The following is a 16,676-nucleotide window of genomic DNA, read 5'->3' as shown; positions in this document are numbered from 1 at the left end:
ATGTCCGGCCATTCCGTCGACATGGATGATGGCGTCGCCGTCGGCGCCCAGGAGCTGCTCGCGCGCGCGGCGGCTGCGGAGGCGCGCGCCCATCGCGGATTACGCGTCGCAGTCGAGGATTTCTTCCTTCCCGAAGAGGGCCGCCTCGACGAGCGCGCCCGGCGCGCGCTCGCCGCGCTGCTGGAGCGACTGATCGACGGCATCGAGGCCGAGATCCGCGAACACGGCGTCCGCCAGCTCTCCGGCCGCGGCGAGAATGCGCTGGCGCATGCGCTGGCGACTCCGGGCCCGTCGCTGGTCGAGCGGCTGGGCCGCGCCGGGGTGTTGCGCGATCCGGCGCTGATGGCCGAACTGATCGCGCGCGTCCGCCAGGAGCTGATCGGCGCCGCGCTGCCGATGCTCGCACCCGACGAGCCCGAGCGCCCCAGCCTGATCAACCGCTTCGTCCAGCACCTCGACCGCGTGCTGGCTTCGAGCGCCATGGCCGTGCTGGTCGCGGAGAGCCGCCGCCGCGCGATGCCCGAGACCGGGCAGATCACCCAGGCCGAGCTGCCCGCCGATCTTCATCACCGCCTCGTCTGGTGGGTCGCCGCCGCGCTCGCCGAGCGCACGCCTGCGCCGGCCGACGCCCAGCCGCTGCTCGACCGCACGCTTTGCGACGCCGCCCAGCGCAGCCTTGCCGCCTATGACGAGGGCGACCGGCTGGAGGCCGCGGCGCTGCGCTTTGCCGCCGCGATCGACGCGCGGCCGCAGGAACTTGGCGAGCTGCTCGTCGAATCGCTGGGCGACCAGCGCATCGTCATCTTCGTCGCGCTGCTCGCGCACGCGCTGGGGACCGGATACGACGCCGCGCGGGCGCTGGTGCTCGATCCCGCCGCCGAACGGCTGTGGCTCGCGCTGCGGGGCCTCGACCTCAGCCGCGAGACGATCGCGCAGATCGGCTATGCGCTGTGCGAGGCCGATCCGCGCCGCGACCTGGAGCGCTTCGCCGATACGCTCGACGCCGTGATGACGATCCCGCCGGCCGAAGCGCGCGCGACGCTCGATACGATCCGGCTCCACCCCGACTACCGCGCCGCGCTGCTTGCGCTCCGGCACCCGGAGCGGCCGGCATGAACGTGATGGACCCCGTCCTTCCCGTCGCGATCGGCCGCCTCGACAATCGCGGCCGGCTGCTCGACGCCGAGGCGCGGCTCGCCGAGCTCAACGAGCGTGCCGGCGGGCGGATCGGTACCCCGATTGCGGTGCCGCCGATCGCTACGATCGCGCGGCTCGCCCAGCGGCTGGGCATCGCGATTTCGCGCAGCGTCATCGTCGCCGACGGCGAGGACGACCTCGACCTGTGGGTGCGCGCCGAGCCCGAGGACGGTGGCATTCGACTGGAGATCAGCGGCTGGCGCGCGCGCCCCGCCTGGCATCCGCCCGCGGCCGAGCCCGGACGCGACAGCGACTTCTTCCGATCGGCCGCCGACTGGCTGTGGGAGACCGACGCGGCGCTGCGCATCACTTTCCTCTCGGTCGATGCGGGATCGCGCTACGGGTTCGATTCGAGCGCGCTGCTCGGCCAGCCACTCACGCGCCTGCTCAGCCTGGCGCAGGACGAGGAGGGCAATCTGCCGATCCTCACCGCCGTCGCCGCGCAGGCGCGCTTCGACGGGCAGAAGGCAGAGATCCGCGGCACCGGACGCAGTGTCCGGCTGGAGGCGACGCCGCGCATCGACGCCGCAGGCCGCTTCGCCGGCTTCGTCGGCGGCGCCTATATGCTCGATCCGGCGCCCGAGCCCGAGGCAGACGCCCCCCTTCCCGCCCCCGCCGCGCCGTTCGGCGGCTTCCCCGATTCGTTCAGCCAGCGGCTCGACCGCGCGCTGCGGGCGCCACTCGGCAAGATCATCGCCAATGCCGACAGCATCAGCGCGCAGACCGACGGGCCGCTGCGCCCTGACTATGCCGAATATGCGAACGACATCGCCAGCGCCGGGCGCCACCTGCTCGGGCTGGTCGATGACCTGGTCGACCTGCAGGCGATCGAGCGGCCGGACTTCGCGCCGGCGGCCGAGGCGATCGACCTGGCCGACGTCGCGCGCCGCGCCGCCGGGCTGCTCGCGGTGCGCGCGGCGCAATCGGACGTGCGGATCGATAAGCCGGGGCTCGACGAGCGGCTGCCCGTCACCGGCGAGTTCCGCCGCACGCTGCAGGTGCTCGTCAATCTGATCGGCAATGCCGTGCGCTATTCGCCCGCGGGTGGGATGGTGTGGATCCGGCTGGAGCGCGACGGGGCGATGGGCTGCGTGATCGTCGCCGACCAGGGCAAGGGCATCGCGATCGAGGACCAGCAGCGCATCTTCGACAAGTTCGGCCGGGTCGACCCCGCCGAGCAAGGCGGCAGCGGGCTGGGCCTCTACATCGCCCGGCTGCTCGCGCGCGCGATGGGCGGCGAGCTGCAGGTCGACAGCGCCCCCGGCATGGGCGCGCGCTTCGTGTTCAAGCTGCCGCTGCGGGATGATGGGGCGCGGACGCAGGCCTGAATTCACTATCGTGTGGTTACCGGGTGACGGTGGGATTACCCCGAACGCAGCAGGCCCACCGCTGCATCGCGCTCGAACAAATAGAGTGCCAGCCGCGCCGCCTGGCCGCGCGGCGTGCCTAGCCCGCGGTCCTGATCCACCAGCAGCCGCGCATCGGCATTGGCGGCGACCATCAGCGACTGGAGCATCTCGGGTGCGGCGAGGCGGAACTGCATCTCGCCCGACTGGCGCGTGCCGAGCAGCTCGCCGGCGCCGCGCAGCTCGAGGTCGCGCTCGGCGATGACGAAGCCGTCGGTGGTATCGCGCATCAGCGCGAGGCGCGCGCGGGAAGTCTCGCTCAGCCGATCGCCGCGCAGCAGGATGCAATGCGAGCGCCCCCCGCCCCGCCCCACGCGGCCGCGGAGCTGGTGGAGCTGGGCGAGGCCGAAGCGGTCGGCATGCTCGATCACGATCAGCGTCGCATTGGGCACGTCGACGCCGACTTCGATCACCGTGGTAGCGACCAGCACGCCCAGCTCGCCGCTGGCGAAGCGTGCCATCACTGCGTCCTTTTCGGGGCCCTTCATCCGGCCATGGACCAGCCCGATCCGCCCGCCGAAGCGCGCCTGGAGCTCGGCCGCGCGCGCCTCGGCAGCGGCCATGTCGGTCTTCTCGCTCTCCTCGACCAACGGGCAGACCCAATAGGCCTGCTTGCCCGAATCCAGATGTCGGCCCAGTGCCTCGACGATCTGCCCCAGCCGGTCCTCGGCGATCACGCTGGTCTCGATCGGTTGGCGGCCCGGCGGCATCTCGTCCAGCCGGCTGACGTCCATCTCACCGTGCGTCGCGAGCTGGAGCGTGCGCGGGATCGGGGTGGCGGTCATTACCAGCAGGTGCGGCGGCACCTTGGCCTTGGACTGGAGCATCAGCCGCTCGGCGACGCCGAAGCGATGCTGCTCGTCGACCACCACCAGCCCGAGATCCTTGTAGGCCACGCCTTCCTGGAAGATCGCGTGCGTGCCCACGAGGATGTCGATCGATCCGTCGGCGAGCCCCATCAGCGTTGCCTCGCGCGCGCGGCCCTTGTCGCGGCCGGTGAGGATGGCGACGTTGACGCCGAGTCCGGACAGCGTGCGGGTGAGCGTCTCGAAATGCTGGCGCGCGAGGATCTCGGTCGGCGCGAGCATCGCTCCCTGCGCGCCTGCCTCGGCCGCGATCAGCAGCGCCATGGTCGCGACCAGCGTCTTGCCCGAACCGACATCGCCCTGAAGCAGCCGCAGCATCGGCTGGCTCTGCGCCATGTCGCCCTCGATCTCGCGGATCGTGCGCGCCTGGGCGCCGGTGGGGGCATAGGGAAGCTGCAGCCGGTCGCGCAGCCGCCCGTCGCCTGCGAGCGGCCGGCCGCGCTTGGCGCGCGCCTCGCCGCGGACCAGCAGCAGCGCGAGTTGGTTTGCGAAGATTTCGTCATAAGCGAGCCGCTCGCGCGCCTTGGCGTCGGCGGGATCGACGTGGATGCGGGCGAGCGCCGCCTTCCACTCGGGCCAGCCATGCCGCGCCTTGAGGCTCGGCTCGATCCACTCGGGCAGCTCGGGCGCGCGCTCGATCGCCTGCTCGACGAAGCCGGCGATGCGCTTCGACGTTATGCCTTCCGAGAGCGGATAGACGGCCTCGCGGCCGCCGCCGTCGGCGGTCTCCGAGACCTCGGGATGGACGATCTGCAGCTCCTGGCCGTACTGGTCGAGCCGGCCCGAGACCCAGCGCTGCTCGTTGAGCGGCAGCAGCTTCTTGGCCCAGCCGGAGCTGCCTCCGAAGAAGACGAGGCTGACGTAATTGCCGTGCGCGTCCACCGCCTGGACCCGCGCCGGCGCCCGCGCGCTGCCGCTCATCTTGTAGCTCACCGGCGTGAGCGTGATCGCGATCACGCGGCCGACATCGGCCATGTCGAGCTCGTCGCGGGGCACGCGGTCGATCCAGCCGGTGGGCAAGTGGAACGCCACGTCGACGACGCGCGCGAGGCCCAGCCGTTCGAGCGGCTTGGCAAGGCCGGGCCCCACGCCCTTGAGCGCAGTGATCTCGGCGAACAGGGGATTGAGAAGCTCGGGCCGCATCGGCGCCGGACTATACGCCCGGCCCGACAAAGGCCAATGCGTTAGGCGCGCGCGGCTTCGATCGCGGCGCTGACCTCGGGGATCGTCGAGCCGACCACCACTTCATGGTCGCCCGCGAAGGCGATGACGCTGACTTCGTCGCCGGCCATGGTGATCGTCGAGACCGCGCGGATCGCGTGGAGGTTCACCAGCATGGGATCGCCGTTGATCGACTTGAGCATTACGAAACGGGGTTTGTCGTCCACGAGAGTTCCTTTCAGTCCCTCCGAATATAGGACGACCGGCGGGTGAGCGGTGCGTGGGCGCGAAGTTATGCGGTGGGCCGATGCTGGCTTTCGCGCGCGCGAGGGCCTATCTGGGCGCCAACCCCTTTCGCCGACTGCGCATTCCCGCGCTGCCGGCCCTTTGCCGTTGGAGCCCTATGGACCGCGAACACCGTCTCAAGCGCCTGCGCTTCCGCGCCTGGCACCGCGGCGTGAAGGAAGCCGACCTGCTGATCGGCGGCTTCTTCGATACCCATGCCGAGGGCTGGACCGACGCGGAAATCGACCTGTTCGAGACGCTGCTGGAGGAACAGGATGTCGACATCATAGCCTGGGCGATGGGAACGCAGCCCGTGCCCGAACGCTATGCCGGGACCGTGATGCAGGCCCTCAAGACACTGAACTACGTGCCGATTTCGAGATAACCACCGTCATCCCCGCGCAGGCGGGGACCCAGAGCCCCAAACGACGTCGCCGGTGATTCCTGGGTCCCCGCCTTCACGGCGATGACGAAGCAGAGAACAGATGCCCGAGCTGAAGACTATCCTCTCCGCCACTCGCCCCCTCACGCTGTCGGGGGTTCCCACCGGCTTCCTGCCCTGGATGCTGGCGGACCTGGCGCGCGCGGGCGACACGGCGGTGTTCATAGCGCCCGACGAGGCGGCGATGCGCGCGGTGGCTTCGACCGCGCCCTTCTTCGCGCCCGAGATCGAGGTTCTCGCCTATCCGGCCTGGGACTGCCTTCCCTATGACCGCGCCTCGCCGACGCTGCGCGTGATGGCCGAGCGGCTGGCGACGCTGCACGCGCTCCAGAGCAAGGCGGACAAGCCCCGGCTGCTCGTCACCACCGTCAACGCCGCGAGCCAGCGCACGCTCACGCCCTTCCGTATCCGCCAGCTCGTCGCGAAGCTGGCGCCCGGCGAGCGGATCGGGCTCGATCGGCTCGCGGCGCTGCTCCAGGCCAATGGTTACGTCCGCGTCGACACCGTCAACGATCATGGCGAGTTCGCGGTACGCGGCGGGCTGGTCGATCTCTTCCCCTCGGGTGCCGAACAGGCGCTGCGGCTCGACTTCTTCGGCGACGAGATCGAGAGCGTGCGCACCTTCTCGCCCGAGGACCAGCGCACCACCGGCCGCGTCGACGGCTTCACGCTCCTTCCGGCCTCCGAAGCGCTGCTCGACGAGGAGTCGATCAAGCGATTCCGCACGCGCTATCGCGAGAAGTTCGGCGCGACCGCCACGGGCGACCCGCTCTACCAGGCGATCAGCGACGGACGCCGGCTTGCGGGCATGGAGCATTGGTTGCCCCTGTTCGAGGAGCGGCTCGAGACGCTGTTCGAGCACCTGCCCGAAGGCGCAGTGATCGTGCGCGACGTGGCGGCAGAGGGCGCCGCGCAGCAACGCTTCGAGGCAATCGCCGACTATCACCAGAACCGCGTCCGCGCCGAATCCGCGGCGCCGGGAAGCTATCGTCCGCTCGCCGCCGACACGCTCTATCTGTCACCCGAGCAATGGGAGCGCGCGCTCGACGCGGCCGCGGTGCATGTCGCGACGCCGTTCCACGAGCCCGAGAGCGATCGGGTGCTGGAATTCAACGTCGACGGCCCGCGCGATTTCGCACCCGAGCGCGCATCGGGCGCCAATGTCTATGAGGCCGTGACCGCGCATCTGGCCAAGGTCCGCAAGGACGGGCGCAAGCCGGTGCTCGCCAGCTATTCCAAGGGGGCGCGCGAGCGGCTCGCCGGGTTGCTGGCCGATCATGGGCTCAAGGGCGCGCGCAACGCCGAGAGCTGGCAGGAGGCGCTGGGCGCGGCGGACAAGGGCGTCGCGCTGGTCGTGCTGCCGCTCGATCACGGCTTCACGGCGCCCGACGTCGCGCTGCTTACCGAGCAGGACATGCTCGGCGACCGGCTCGTCCGCCGATCGAAGCGCCGCAAGAACACCGACGCGTTTCTCCAGGAGCTGGCGACGCTCTCGCCGGGCGACCTGGTGGTGCACATCGACCACGGCATCGGCCGCTACGAGGGCCTGACCCAGATTCCGGTGCAGAAGGCGCCGCACGATTGCGTCGCGCTCGAATATGCCGGCGGCGACAAGCTCTACGTGCCGGTCGAGAACCTCGAAGTGCTGAGCCGCTATGGCTCGGGCGAGGAAGGCGCGAGCCTCGACAAGCTGGGCGGCGAGGCGTGGCAGCGGCGCAAGTCGAAGATGAAGGAGCGGATCCGCGAGATCGCGGGCGAGCTCATCGCGACTGCCGCCAAGCGCGCCACTCGCCCCGCCGAAGTCGCCGAGCCCGACAGCGGCGGCTATCCGGCGTTCGTCGATCGCTTCCCCTATGAGGAGACCGACGACCAGGACCGCGCCATCGGCGACGTGCTCGAGGATCTGGGCGCAGGCCGGCCGATGGACCGACTGGTGGTCGGCGACGTGGGCTTCGGCAAGACCGAAGTCGCGCTGCGCGCCGCCTTCGTCGCGGCGATGGCCGGGATGCAGGTGGCGATCGTCTGCCCCACCACCCTGCTCGCGCGCCAGCACCACCGCAATTTCGTCGAGCGCTTCCAGGGCTTCCCGATCGAGATCGGCCGCCTCTCGCGCCTCGTCCCCGCGGGCGAGGCCAAGGCGACCAAGGAAGGGCTCGCCGAGGGCAAGATCGACGTGGTGATCGGCACGCACGCGGTGCTCGCCAAGGGCGTCGAGTTCAAGCGGCTCGGGCTCGTGGTCGTGGACGAGGAGCAGCGCTTCGGCGTGACGCACAAGGAGCGGCTCAAGTCTCTCAAGACCGACGTCCATGTCCTCACCCTCACCGCCACGCCGATCCCGCGCACGCTGCAGATGGCGATGAGCGGGCTGCGCGAGCTTTCGGTGATCCAGACGCCGCCGGTCGACCGCCTGGCGGTGCGCACGTACGTGATGCCGTGGGACCCGGTGGTGCTGCGCGAGGCGCTTCTCCGGGAACATTATCGCGGCGGCCAGGCCTATTTCGTCACGCCGCGCATCTCCGACCTGCCCGATATCGAGGAGTTCCTGCGCGAACAGGTGCCCGAGGTCCGCTACGTCGTCGCGCACGGCCAGATGTCGCCGACCGAAGTCGAGGAGCGGATGTCCGCCTTCTACGACAAGAAGTTCGAAGTGCTGGTCTCGACCACGATCGTCGAGTCTGGGCTCGACATCCCCTCGGCCAACACGCTGATCGTCAACCGCGCCGACAAGTTCGGCCTCGCCCAGCTCTACCAGCTGCGCGGGCGCGTCGGGCGGTCGAAGACGCGCGCCTATGCCTATATGACCACGCCCGCCCAGCGGGTGATGACCGAGGCGGCGGAGAAACGCCTGAAGGTGCTCTCCGACCTCGAATCGCTGGGGGCGGGCTTCCAACTCGCGAGCCACGATCTCGACATCCGCGGCGCGGGCAATCTGCTCGGCGACGAGCAGTCGGGGCACATCAAGGAAGTCGGCTACGAGCTCTACCAGTCGATGCTCGAGGAGGCGATCCTCGACGCCAAGTCGGGCGGGCTTCGCGACGAGCGGCCCAAGGACCTGTCGCCGCAGATCACGGTCGACGCGCCGATCCTCATTCCAGAGGAATATGTCCCCGACCTCGACCTGCGCATGGGGCTCTATCGCCGCCTCAACGAAGTCGAGGACAAGCAGGGGATCGAGGAATTCGCCGCCGAACTGATCGATCGCTTCGGCAAGCTGCCGGCGTCGACCGAGAATCTGCTTCGGCTGATCGAGACCAAGCTCAACGCCAAGAAGGCGTGCATCGCCAAGATCGACGTGGGCCCGAAGGGTGCGCTCGTCTCGTTCCACGAAGACACGTTCCCGAACGTTCCCGGGCTGCTCGCCTATGTCGACAAGCTGGGTGAGACGGCGCGGCTGCGGCCGGACATGAAGCTGGTGATCAACCGTGCCTGGGCGGACCCCAAGGCGCGGCTCCACGGAGCACTGCAATTGTCGCGCGGGCTCGCCAAGGCTGCCGGATAAAGGCACCCCGCATAATCGCAACCGGCACCAAGTTTTGGCGCACGCGCGATCGCCCATTGACCGCGAGGCGCCGCTTGCCCCAGAGGCGGCGCCGTTCCGGCCTGCTGGCATAATCCCTGCATCCTCCCCGCAGGGTAGCGCACGCGCCGCCGGGACATTCGGGAGGGTTGGGTGAACGACAGCAAGCGGCCGATCGGCAAGGGGCGCAGCGCATGAGCCTCGTCTCGCATTCGATCGTGCCCGTTGCGGAGATCGCCGGCTATGGGCTGGGCGGCGCGATGGCGCTGGCGATGCTCGAACGGCTGGTGCCGGTCGTCCCCTCCTATGCGCTGTTCATCTTCCTCGGCACCACGCTGGCGGCGACGCCCGCGGACCTCGCCTGGCTGGCTCTCGCGGTCACCCTGGGCACTGCGATCGGCGGAACTTGCTGGTACGGCCTCGGCCGGCTGCTCGGCGCGGAGCGGACCGAGGCATTCGTCCGCCGCTTCGGCCGCTACATCTGGCTCTCCGAGCGGCTCTATCATTCGCTTGGGCAGCGCTACCAACGGCACTATTTCGCGGCGACCTTCATCGGCCAGGGCGTGCCGGTGGTGCGGATTTATCTCTCGCTCCCCGCCGGAATCCTGCGCGTGCCGCTCCTCGGCTTCGTGCTCGCGCTGACGCTGGGCAGCACTCTGTGGGTGAGCGCCTTCCTGCTGCTCGGCTATTGGCTGCGCGGCACCGGCTGGAGCCCGGTCACCGCCACGATCATCGCCGTGCTCGCGCTGCTGGTGATCGAGACCGCAATCGTCATGGCCTGCCGCCGCATCGCAGCGCGGCGGGCGGCCTAGACAGCTCCACTCACCCGCCAATTCCCGAACGCGCTCCCCTCCCTGCTAGCAGGAAGGGGAGGTTTAACGTCGATCAGCTCGGAGGCGACGCTGTTGCATTTGGCGCGCCCGCGAGCTAATACTGAACCATATGGTTCAGTTAATAGCCCCTAGCCTCGATCTTTCGTTTGCGGCGTTGTCCGACCAGACGCGGCGCGGCGTGCTCGAGCAACTCGGCCGGGCGGACGCATCGATCACCAGCCTGGCTGATCGGTTCCACATGACGCTGACCGGCATGAAGAAGCACATCGCCGTGCTCGAGCGTGCAGGCTTGGTCGTGACCGAGAAGGTCGGGCGGGTGCGGACGTGCAGGCTCGGGCGGCGCAGCCTCGAGGCCGAGGCCCAATGGATCGAGGCGCACCGCAAGCTCTTCGAAGCGCGGTTCGATGCCCTCGACAGGATCATTCTCGAAATGAAGCAGGAGGAAGAAGATGGACCAGCAAGCTAGTCACCCCGTTGCGCCGAACCCCACGGCGGTCGAGCGCAAGTCCGACCGCGAGCTGGTCGTCACGCGCCTGTTCGACGCCCCGCCGCGAATCGTGTTCAGGGCATGGGCCGAAGCCGAGCTGTTCAGCCGCTGGTGGGTGCCCGAGGGCGCCGGGATCACGCTCGTCTCGTGCGAGATGGACGTCCGCACCGGCGGCAAATACAGGCTCGAGTTCGGCGCCGGCGGGACCGACACCATGGCCTTCTACGGCAAATATCTGGAGGTGGTGCCGAACGAGCGCATCGTCTGGACCAACGAAGAAGAGGATGACGGCGCCGTCACTTCCGTCACCTTCGAGGACCAGGGGGGAAAGACGCTGCTGACCTTCCACGAGCGTTATCCATCGAAGGAAGCGCTCGACGAAGCGATGACCGGATCGGCGGCCGGACTGCCGACGCAGCTGGATCAGCTGGCCGAGCTGCTTCCGGCGATCGGGGAGTAGTCGCGGGTTGATGGGGCGCTCCGGATTTCCGGGCCGCTCTTGGATGCTGCTCCAATTACGAGCGCCCTCCGGTTGCTGGATTCCCTCTCCCGTCAGGAGAGGGTTGCGCAGACCTAGGTCTTGCGCAGCAAGGCCTTAGTCAAAGCTGGGTGAGGGGATTACCCTATCGATGGCGCCAATCCCCTCATCCAACCTCCGCTAGGCACCCCGGCGAAGGCGGGGTACCAAGCTGCGGTATCCTTCTCCCTCCGGAGAAGATTTGGACGCGTCCGCCTTCCACCACGGTCAGCCATTCACCGATTTGAACGCCGCCGCCTAGAACCGCTGATCCACAGGGTCGCGCATCACCACCTCTTCCTCGTCCTCGAGCTCCTCGGCCGAGAACTTCTCGCGCTGCATGGTGAAGCTGCCGGTCAGGGCCTGGACGACCCAGCGGCCGGCGACGAGCACGCCTTCGCCGTCGACATGGCCGTTATAGTCGACCGAATGGCTCCAGCCGCCGCTGCCGTCATAGTGCTTGACGAAGGCCAGCGTGCCGCCTTCGCGCCGTCCCGCCACCGTCGCGCGGCGCGTGTCGCTTCGCCCGGTGTCGTCGGGCTCGGTGATGGTGCCGGTGATCGCGCCGAAGGTTTCCTCCAGCACCGCGATGAAGCTGTTCGACTGGTTGTGGCGATCGGCGTCGTAGCTGCCGTACCAGACGCCGCTCAGATCGCGCGGATCGCTCATGCGGCGACCGTCAGCAGCGCCGGCACGTCGATCGGGCCGGCGCAGAGATAGCCCTGAAAATATTGGCAGCCCTCCTTGGCAAGCAGGTCGAGCTGCGCGTCGGTCTCCACCCCTTCCGCAATCACCGCGAGCCCCAGCGAGCGCGCCATGTCGATCACGCCGCGCACCACCACGCGATCGCGCGGGGAGCCGGCGATGTCCTGGCTCAGCCGCTTGTCGATCTTGAGATAGTCGAGCGGCAGCGCCTTGAGATAGGCGAGGCTCGAATAGCCCGTGCCGAAATCGTCGATAGCGACGCGGCAGCCGGCGGTGCGCAGCTCGGAGAGCAGCCGCGCCGCCTCGCCCAGGTCCGCCATGATGCCGCTCTCGGTGATCTCCACCGTCAGCCGCCCGCGCGGGAAGCCGCTCGCGTCGATCCGGCCGAGCAGATTGTCGACGAAGCCCGGCCGCGCGACATCGGCCGCCGTGACGTTGATCGAGAGCCGAAGGTGCGCGAGCCGCGACGGCCATTGGGCGGCCCCCGCGAGCGCACGCCGCTGGACATGGTCGCTGAGCGCCGCATCGAGCCCGGCGCGCTCGGCCGCGGCGAACAGCGCCTCCGCGCCGACTTCGCCGAAGCCTGGGTGCTGCCAGCGCGCGAGCGCCTCGACGCCCACCACCTTGCCCGAGGCGATCGCGACCTGCGGCTGGTAGAGCACGCCGATCTCGCCGCGTTCGAGCGCGCGGTGCAGGTCGGCGACCAGCGCCTCGACCGGCGGGCTGCCGTCCTCGGCGCGGGGCGCGTCGCCGATCAGCAGCTCGCTCGCGCGGCGGAGCAGGCCGGCGGCGGTGTCGCCGCGCTTGCCCGCGACGCTGACCAGCCGCGCGCCGAGCGGAGCGATCTCGCCTGCAGTGACGAAGGGCCGGCCGAGCGCCTCCTCCAGCCGCGCGCGCGCCTGGTCGAGCAGCGGCTCGCCAGCAATCTCGCTCGCCACCAGGAATTCCGAGCCGGCGATCCGCGCGACGATCGCGCCGGTGCCGAGTGCGTCGCGCGCCACTTCGGCGAGCCGGCGCGAGACCCCGCGCAGCAGCTCGTCGCCCGCGGCGCGGCCATAGGCGCGGTTGACCGTGTCGAAGCGCGTGAGCCCGATCAGCACCACGCCGATCGACGCGCCCTCGGCCAGCCGCCGCTCGATCCAGCGCCGCGCGCTCGGGGCGTCGCGCGCGCCGGTGAGCGCGTCGCGCACCGCGCCGCTCGCATCGGGCGCGACGCCCAGCGGCTCGACCAGCGCGTGCACGCGGCCGGTGTCGCTGTCGCGCTGGAGATGCTGCACGACCCGCCCAACCCCCGCCAGATCGTGCGCAAAGGCCGTCGAGTGCGTGCCCGAGGCGATCCGGCGCAGCGCGCTCCAGCCGAGCTCACGGTCGGCCGGATCGAGCCGCCGCATCGCGCCCCGCACCCCCGGCGCCTCACTCAGCCCGAGCAGGTTGGCGAGGCCGGGAGTGAGCTGGAGCGAGCGCATCTCGCTATCGTAGTGCCAGCCCAGCGGCTCGGCGGGGCCGCTCGCCTGGCTGTTCCAGCCCGCCAGCCGCTCGACATGGCGCTGGGCGAAGCGGATCGCATGCGCCATCGCGGCGGAGGACATCGGGCTGCTGAGGAAATGCGTGGCGCCCGCGTCGTGGAAATGGCGCATGTGCACCGTGTCGCTCTGCGAGACGAGGACCAGCATGGCGCCGCCGTGCGCCTCGATCGTAGGGCCGAGCGCCTTGGCGGCGTCGAGCCCCTCGGTCATCGCGCCGCGCGCGTCGATCACCGCCACGCTCGCGCCGCTCGCCAGGAAGCGCTGGTCGACGCCGTCGCCGCGCCGCGCCGCGACCACGCGCCAGCCGCCGCCCGCGGCAGCCGCGGCGACTTCGTCCCGCTGGCGGAAGGAGAGCACGAAAACGGGAGTGTCGGGGGCAGCGGCGGCGCTGTCGATGATCGCGAAATCTTCATCCATCGCACCATCGATAGCGGCAAGCTTTGCGCGCCGCCATCGGCAAGGCCATCCAAGGGTTGTTTGGCGAAGCCGAAGTGCGTACCCCACGCCCATGGCCTGCGCCCCCGCCATGAGCCCGGACCTTCTGGTGGACCGTTACGGCCGCGCCATCACCTATTTGCGCATCTCGGTCACCGATCGCTGCGACTTGCGCTGCCGCTATTGCATGGCCGAGCAGATGAGCTTCCTGCCGCGCAGCGCGCTGCTGAGCCTGGAGGAGATCGCGCTGATCGCCGAGCGCTTCATCGCGCGGGGCGTCCGGAAAATCCGGCTGACCGGCGGCGAGCCGCTGGTGCGGCGCGACATGATCGAGCTCGCTCGCCGGCTCGGCCGCCATGTCGGCAGCGCGCTCGACGAGCTGACGCTGACCACCAACGGCACGCGGCTGGCCGAGCATGCCGAGGATCTGTTCGATGCCGGCATGCGGCGAATCAACGTCAGCCTCGACAGCCGCGATCCGGGCACCTTCCGCTACATCACGCGCCACGGCGACGTGGGCCAGGTGCTGAACGCCATCGCAGCGGCCAAGGCGGCGGGATTGCGGATCAAGATCAACATGGTTGCGCTCAAGGGGCTCAACGAAGCCGAGATCGCGCCGATGCTCGGCTGGTGCGCGGACGAAGGGCACGACCTGACGCTGATCGAGACGATGCCGCTCGGCGCGATCGACGAGGACCGGACCGACCGCTTCCTCCCCCTCCCCGCCGTGCTCGAGTCGCTGAAGCACGCGTTCGACCTCGCGCCCGATACGCACGCCACCGGCGGCCCGGCGCGCTATTGGCGGCTCGCCGGCAGCGGCACGCGGCTGGGGCTGATCTCGCCGCTCACGGGCAATTTCTGCGCGACCTGCAACCGCGTGCGCCTGTCGACCGACGGCAAGCTCCACATGTGCCTGGGGCATGAGGATTCGGTCGATCTGCGCGCCGCGATCCGCAGCGGGGGCCTGGCGGCGGTCGACGCCGCGCTCGACGGCGCGATGCGCGCCAAGCCCGAGCGGCACGACTTCCGCATCGAGGCGGGTGCGGCGCCTGCGGTCTCCCGCCACATGAGCGTGACCGGCGGATGACCGCACGCGCGCTCGTGGCCTCCAACACCCAGCCCGCCCAGCTCGCCGAAGCCGAGCTGCGCCAGGCTTATGACTGGGTTCCGATCGAACAGGCCGAACAGGTCGTGGCGCTGGGCGGCGACGGCTTCATGCTGCAGACGCTCCACGCGATGCTCGGTCGCCGCCGCATCCTGCCGGTGTTCGGCATGAACCTCGGCACGGTCGGCTTCCTGATGAACGACTGGCGGCTCGAAGGACTCGAAGAGCGGCTGGCACGCGCAAGGCCCTTCCGCGTCTCGCCGCTCACCATGACCGCAACCACGGTCGGCGGCGAGCATATCGTTCTGCCCGCGATCAACGAAGTCTCGCTGCTGCGCGAAACCCGCCAGACCGCCAAGCTGGAAGTCACGATCAACGATCGAATCGTGCTGCCCGAGCTGGTGTGCGACGGCATATTGGTCGCCACGCCTGCAGGCTCGACTGCCTATAATTTCTCGGCGCAGGGTCCGATCCTCCCGCTCGGCTCGGCGCTGCTCGCGCTCACGCCGATCAGCCCCTTCCGTCCGCGGCGCTGGCGCGGGGCGATCCTGCCCGAAAAGACGCGAATCGGCATCCGCGTGCTCGAGGCCGACAAGCGCCCGGTGAGCGCCGTCGCCGATCAGCGCGAAGTGCGCGAAGTGACGCATGTGCATGTCGAGATCGACCATATGCGCGACCTCACTTTGCTCTTCGATCCCGAGCACGCGCTCGACGATCGCATAACGATGGAACAATTCATCGCCTGAGGTGCTTGCATCGCGGGAATCTGCAGCTATAGACGCCCGCCTACGGCTTGTTCCCTGATAGCTCAGCGGTAGAGCTCTCGACTGTTAATCGAGCGGCCGTTGGTTCGAATCCAACTCAGGGAGCCAGCCGGCGGATCGCCGGCCGAGGCACAAGAAAACCTCCGCCGCGCGAGAGGCGATCCCTGATAGCTCAGCGGTAGAGCTCTCGACTGTTAATCGAGCGGCCGTAGGTTCGAATCCTACTCAGGGAGCCACCTCGCGCCATACGGCGCTCCTGGCCCTTCATTCACCGACAAGGGCAAGGTGCCGGCATGTCCCGCCGGTTCCGCCAGGCTCCTATCCTTGCTGCGCTGGCCGCTGAGCGGCACGGTGGCGGTCTCCGCCCAGCCCGGGCAGGAACGTAAGTATTTTATAGTTATATAGAATTTACGAATTGCTCGACAATTTATAGAACCGCATCGCGTTGTTGTAGAAAATATCGCGCTTCTGGGTCTCGGTCAGGAAGGCGGCAGTCTCGATCCCCTCGATCGCCAGACCGATCCCGTCCGGCCAATACATATGGTCCGAACCGAACATGATGCGCTTGCTGAACCCGGCCTCCACCAGCGTCCGCAGATAGTCGTGGAAATGCGCGCGGGGCAGCAGCCAGTCGCCCGCGCCGGTATCGACGTAGACGTTCGGATACAACATCAGCATGGCGATGGTGTCGTCGAGATAGGGCCAGCCGCAATGCATCAGGTTCAGGCGCAACCTGGGGTGACGATTCAGCGCTTCCTCGACGTTCTCCGGATTGCCGAACCCCGCTCGCGCAGGGCGGCAGCAAGGATCGAAGGTCGTGCCTTCGGGCATGGTGCCGGTGTGGAGCGCCACCGGAATGTCGAGTTCCTCGGCCATGGCGAGATAGGGTTCATATTTGGGATCGCTGAGCGACAGGCCCGCATATTGCGAGGTGACTTCGCCGAGCACTTTCACCTTGCCGTCGACAAAGGCCTTTCGCAGCACGTCCAGCGGCGGCAGCGGCGTGTCCTCCGACCCACGCACTCCTGCACCGGCGATGAAGCGGTCGGGATCGCGATGATGCCAGTCGATCGCCGCCTGCAGCCGGTCGCCGTCACCGCCGCTGACGATGCCCTTCACGACATTGTGCCGCTTCATCTCGGCGATGCACGCAGTCAGATGGTCCGCGCCAGTGACGATGGGGCTCCTCACCCCGGATATCGGATTGATGACCGGCCCGGGCAGTCGCATCGTTGCCGGATAAGCATGCATATGGACATCGATGATCGGTCCACGCTGCACTGCCCGCGACAAGGCTACGCTCGGCACTGCAAGCGCGGCAGCGGCGCCCCCGCCCATCTTCAGAAAATCCCTGCGTCCAAATTGCATTTGCGATCCTCCGCACTGCCGGCCGGGAGGTCTGGGGTCCGGCACGCCGGATCGGCCAACTA

General features: G+C 69.1%; 14 protein-coding genes and 2 tRNA genes. 11 read left to right on the top strand and 5 right to left on the bottom strand.

What is annotated here, in order from left to right:
- Together J7500_RS08980 and J7500_RS08975 are read left to right on the top strand one after the other, a co-directional pair.
- Positions 1–1,116, top strand: coding sequence for a DUF2336 domain-containing protein (locus tag J7500_RS08980; protein WP_294061367.1), 1,116 nt, complete (start codon positions 1–3; stop codon positions 1,114–1,116).
- Positions 1,113–2,525 carry an ATP-binding protein gene (locus J7500_RS08975; RefSeq protein WP_294061366.1) on the top strand — a complete coding sequence of 471 codons (1,413 nt, stop codon included), beginning with the start codon at positions 1,113–1,115 and terminating at the stop codon, positions 2,523–2,525. The genes J7500_RS08980 and J7500_RS08975 overlap by 4 nt, the downstream gene beginning before the upstream one ends.
- A 35-nt stretch (positions 2,526–2,560) precedes the next feature.
- Here J7500_RS08975 and recG read toward each other — a convergent pair whose 3' ends face one another.
- Together recG and J7500_RS08965 are read right to left on the bottom strand one after the other, a co-directional pair.
- Positions 2,561–4,612, bottom strand: coding sequence for an ATP-dependent DNA helicase RecG (gene recG / locus J7500_RS08970; RefSeq protein ID WP_294061365.1), 2,052 nt, complete (start codon positions 4,610–4,612; stop codon positions 2,561–2,563).
- A gap of 41 nt (positions 4,613–4,653) precedes the next feature.
- The gene (locus J7500_RS08965) at positions 4,654–4,857 is read right to left on the bottom strand and encodes a hypothetical protein (protein WP_294061364.1); all 204 of its coding nucleotides are present in this window, start codon (positions 4,855–4,857) and stop codon (positions 4,654–4,656) included.
- A 176-nt stretch (positions 4,858–5,033) separates the two neighbouring features.
- On the opposite strand from J7500_RS08965, the gene J7500_RS08960 reads away from it, so the two are divergent.
- The 5 genes from J7500_RS08960 (at position 5,034) to J7500_RS08940 (ending at position 10,654) form a co-directional block, all read left to right on the top strand.
- Entirely contained in the window at positions 5,034–5,300 is a 267-nt protein-coding gene (locus tag J7500_RS08960; protein ID WP_294062146.1) for a succinate dehydrogenase assembly factor 2, read from the top strand.
- Between the two features lie 100 nt (positions 5,301–5,400).
- Positions 5,401–8,856, top strand: coding sequence for a transcription-repair coupling factor (mfd, locus tag J7500_RS08955; RefSeq protein ID WP_294061363.1), 3,456 nt, complete (start codon positions 5,401–5,403; stop codon positions 8,854–8,856).
- 212 nt (positions 8,857–9,068) lie between these two features.
- Entirely contained in the window at positions 9,069–9,686 is a 618-nt protein-coding gene (locus tag J7500_RS08950) for a VTT domain-containing protein (protein WP_294061362.1), read from the top strand.
- A 175-nt stretch (positions 9,687–9,861) separates the two neighbouring features.
- A complete protein-coding gene (locus tag J7500_RS08945) occupies positions 9,862–10,173 on the top strand; it encodes a helix-turn-helix domain-containing protein (RefSeq protein ID WP_294061361.1) in 312 nt (103 codons plus the stop codon).
- Positions 10,157–10,654: an SRPBCC family protein gene (locus tag J7500_RS08940; RefSeq protein ID WP_294061360.1), complete on the top strand. Its 498-nt coding sequence runs from the start codon at positions 10,157–10,159 to the stop codon at positions 10,652–10,654. The genes J7500_RS08945 and J7500_RS08940 overlap by 17 nt, the downstream gene beginning before the upstream one ends.
- Positions 10,655–10,969: 315 nt before the next feature.
- Here the strand turns inward: J7500_RS08940 and J7500_RS08935 are convergent, their stop codons facing one another.
- The gene (locus tag J7500_RS08935; protein WP_294061359.1) at positions 10,970–11,380 is read right to left on the bottom strand and encodes a hypothetical protein; all 411 of its coding nucleotides are present in this window, start codon (positions 11,378–11,380) and stop codon (positions 10,970–10,972) included.
- Positions 11,377–13,359, bottom strand: coding sequence for a bifunctional diguanylate cyclase/phosphodiesterase (locus J7500_RS08930; RefSeq protein ID WP_294061358.1), 1,983 nt, complete (start codon positions 13,357–13,359; stop codon positions 11,377–11,379). The genes J7500_RS08935 and J7500_RS08930 overlap by 4 nt, the downstream gene beginning before the upstream one ends.
- Before the next feature lie 91 nt (positions 13,360–13,450).
- Between J7500_RS08930 and moaA the strand changes: the two genes are divergently transcribed.
- The 4 genes from moaA to J7500_RS08910 all read left to right on the top strand — a co-directional run bounded on the left by moaA (position 13,451) and on the right by J7500_RS08910 (position 15,482).
- Positions 13,451–14,464, top strand: a complete 1,014-nt coding sequence (gene moaA / locus J7500_RS08925; RefSeq protein WP_294061357.1) for a GTP 3',8-cyclase MoaA — start codon at positions 13,451–13,453, stop codon at positions 14,462–14,464.
- Positions 14,461–15,228 carry an NAD kinase gene (locus J7500_RS08920; protein ID WP_294061356.1) on the top strand — a complete coding sequence of 256 codons (768 nt, stop codon included), beginning with the start codon at positions 14,461–14,463 and terminating at the stop codon, positions 15,226–15,228. The genes moaA and J7500_RS08920 overlap by 4 nt, the downstream gene beginning before the upstream one ends.
- A 51-nt stretch (positions 15,229–15,279) precedes the next feature.
- Positions 15,280–15,354 (top strand) — tRNA-Asn (locus J7500_RS08915).
- A 53-nt stretch (positions 15,355–15,407) separates the two neighbouring features.
- A tRNA-Asn gene (locus J7500_RS08910) sits at positions 15,408–15,482 on the top strand.
- Positions 15,483–15,654: 172 nt separating this feature from the next.
- On the opposite strand, the gene J7500_RS08905 is transcribed toward J7500_RS08910, so the two are convergent.
- Positions 15,655–16,614 carry an amidohydrolase family protein gene (locus J7500_RS08905; protein WP_367112974.1) on the bottom strand — a complete coding sequence of 320 codons (960 nt, stop codon included), beginning with the start codon at positions 16,612–16,614 and terminating at the stop codon, positions 15,655–15,657.
- Between the last annotated feature and the right edge of the window lie 62 nt (positions 16,615–16,676).

The organism is Sphingomonas sp. (assembly GCF_017744835.1).
In the GTDB taxonomy this organism is placed as follows: domain Bacteria; phylum Pseudomonadota; class Alphaproteobacteria; order Sphingomonadales; family Sphingomonadaceae; genus Sphingomonas.
Note: the sequence above shows the minus strand (reverse complement) of the source record. Positions and strands in the feature narration are given on the sequence as shown.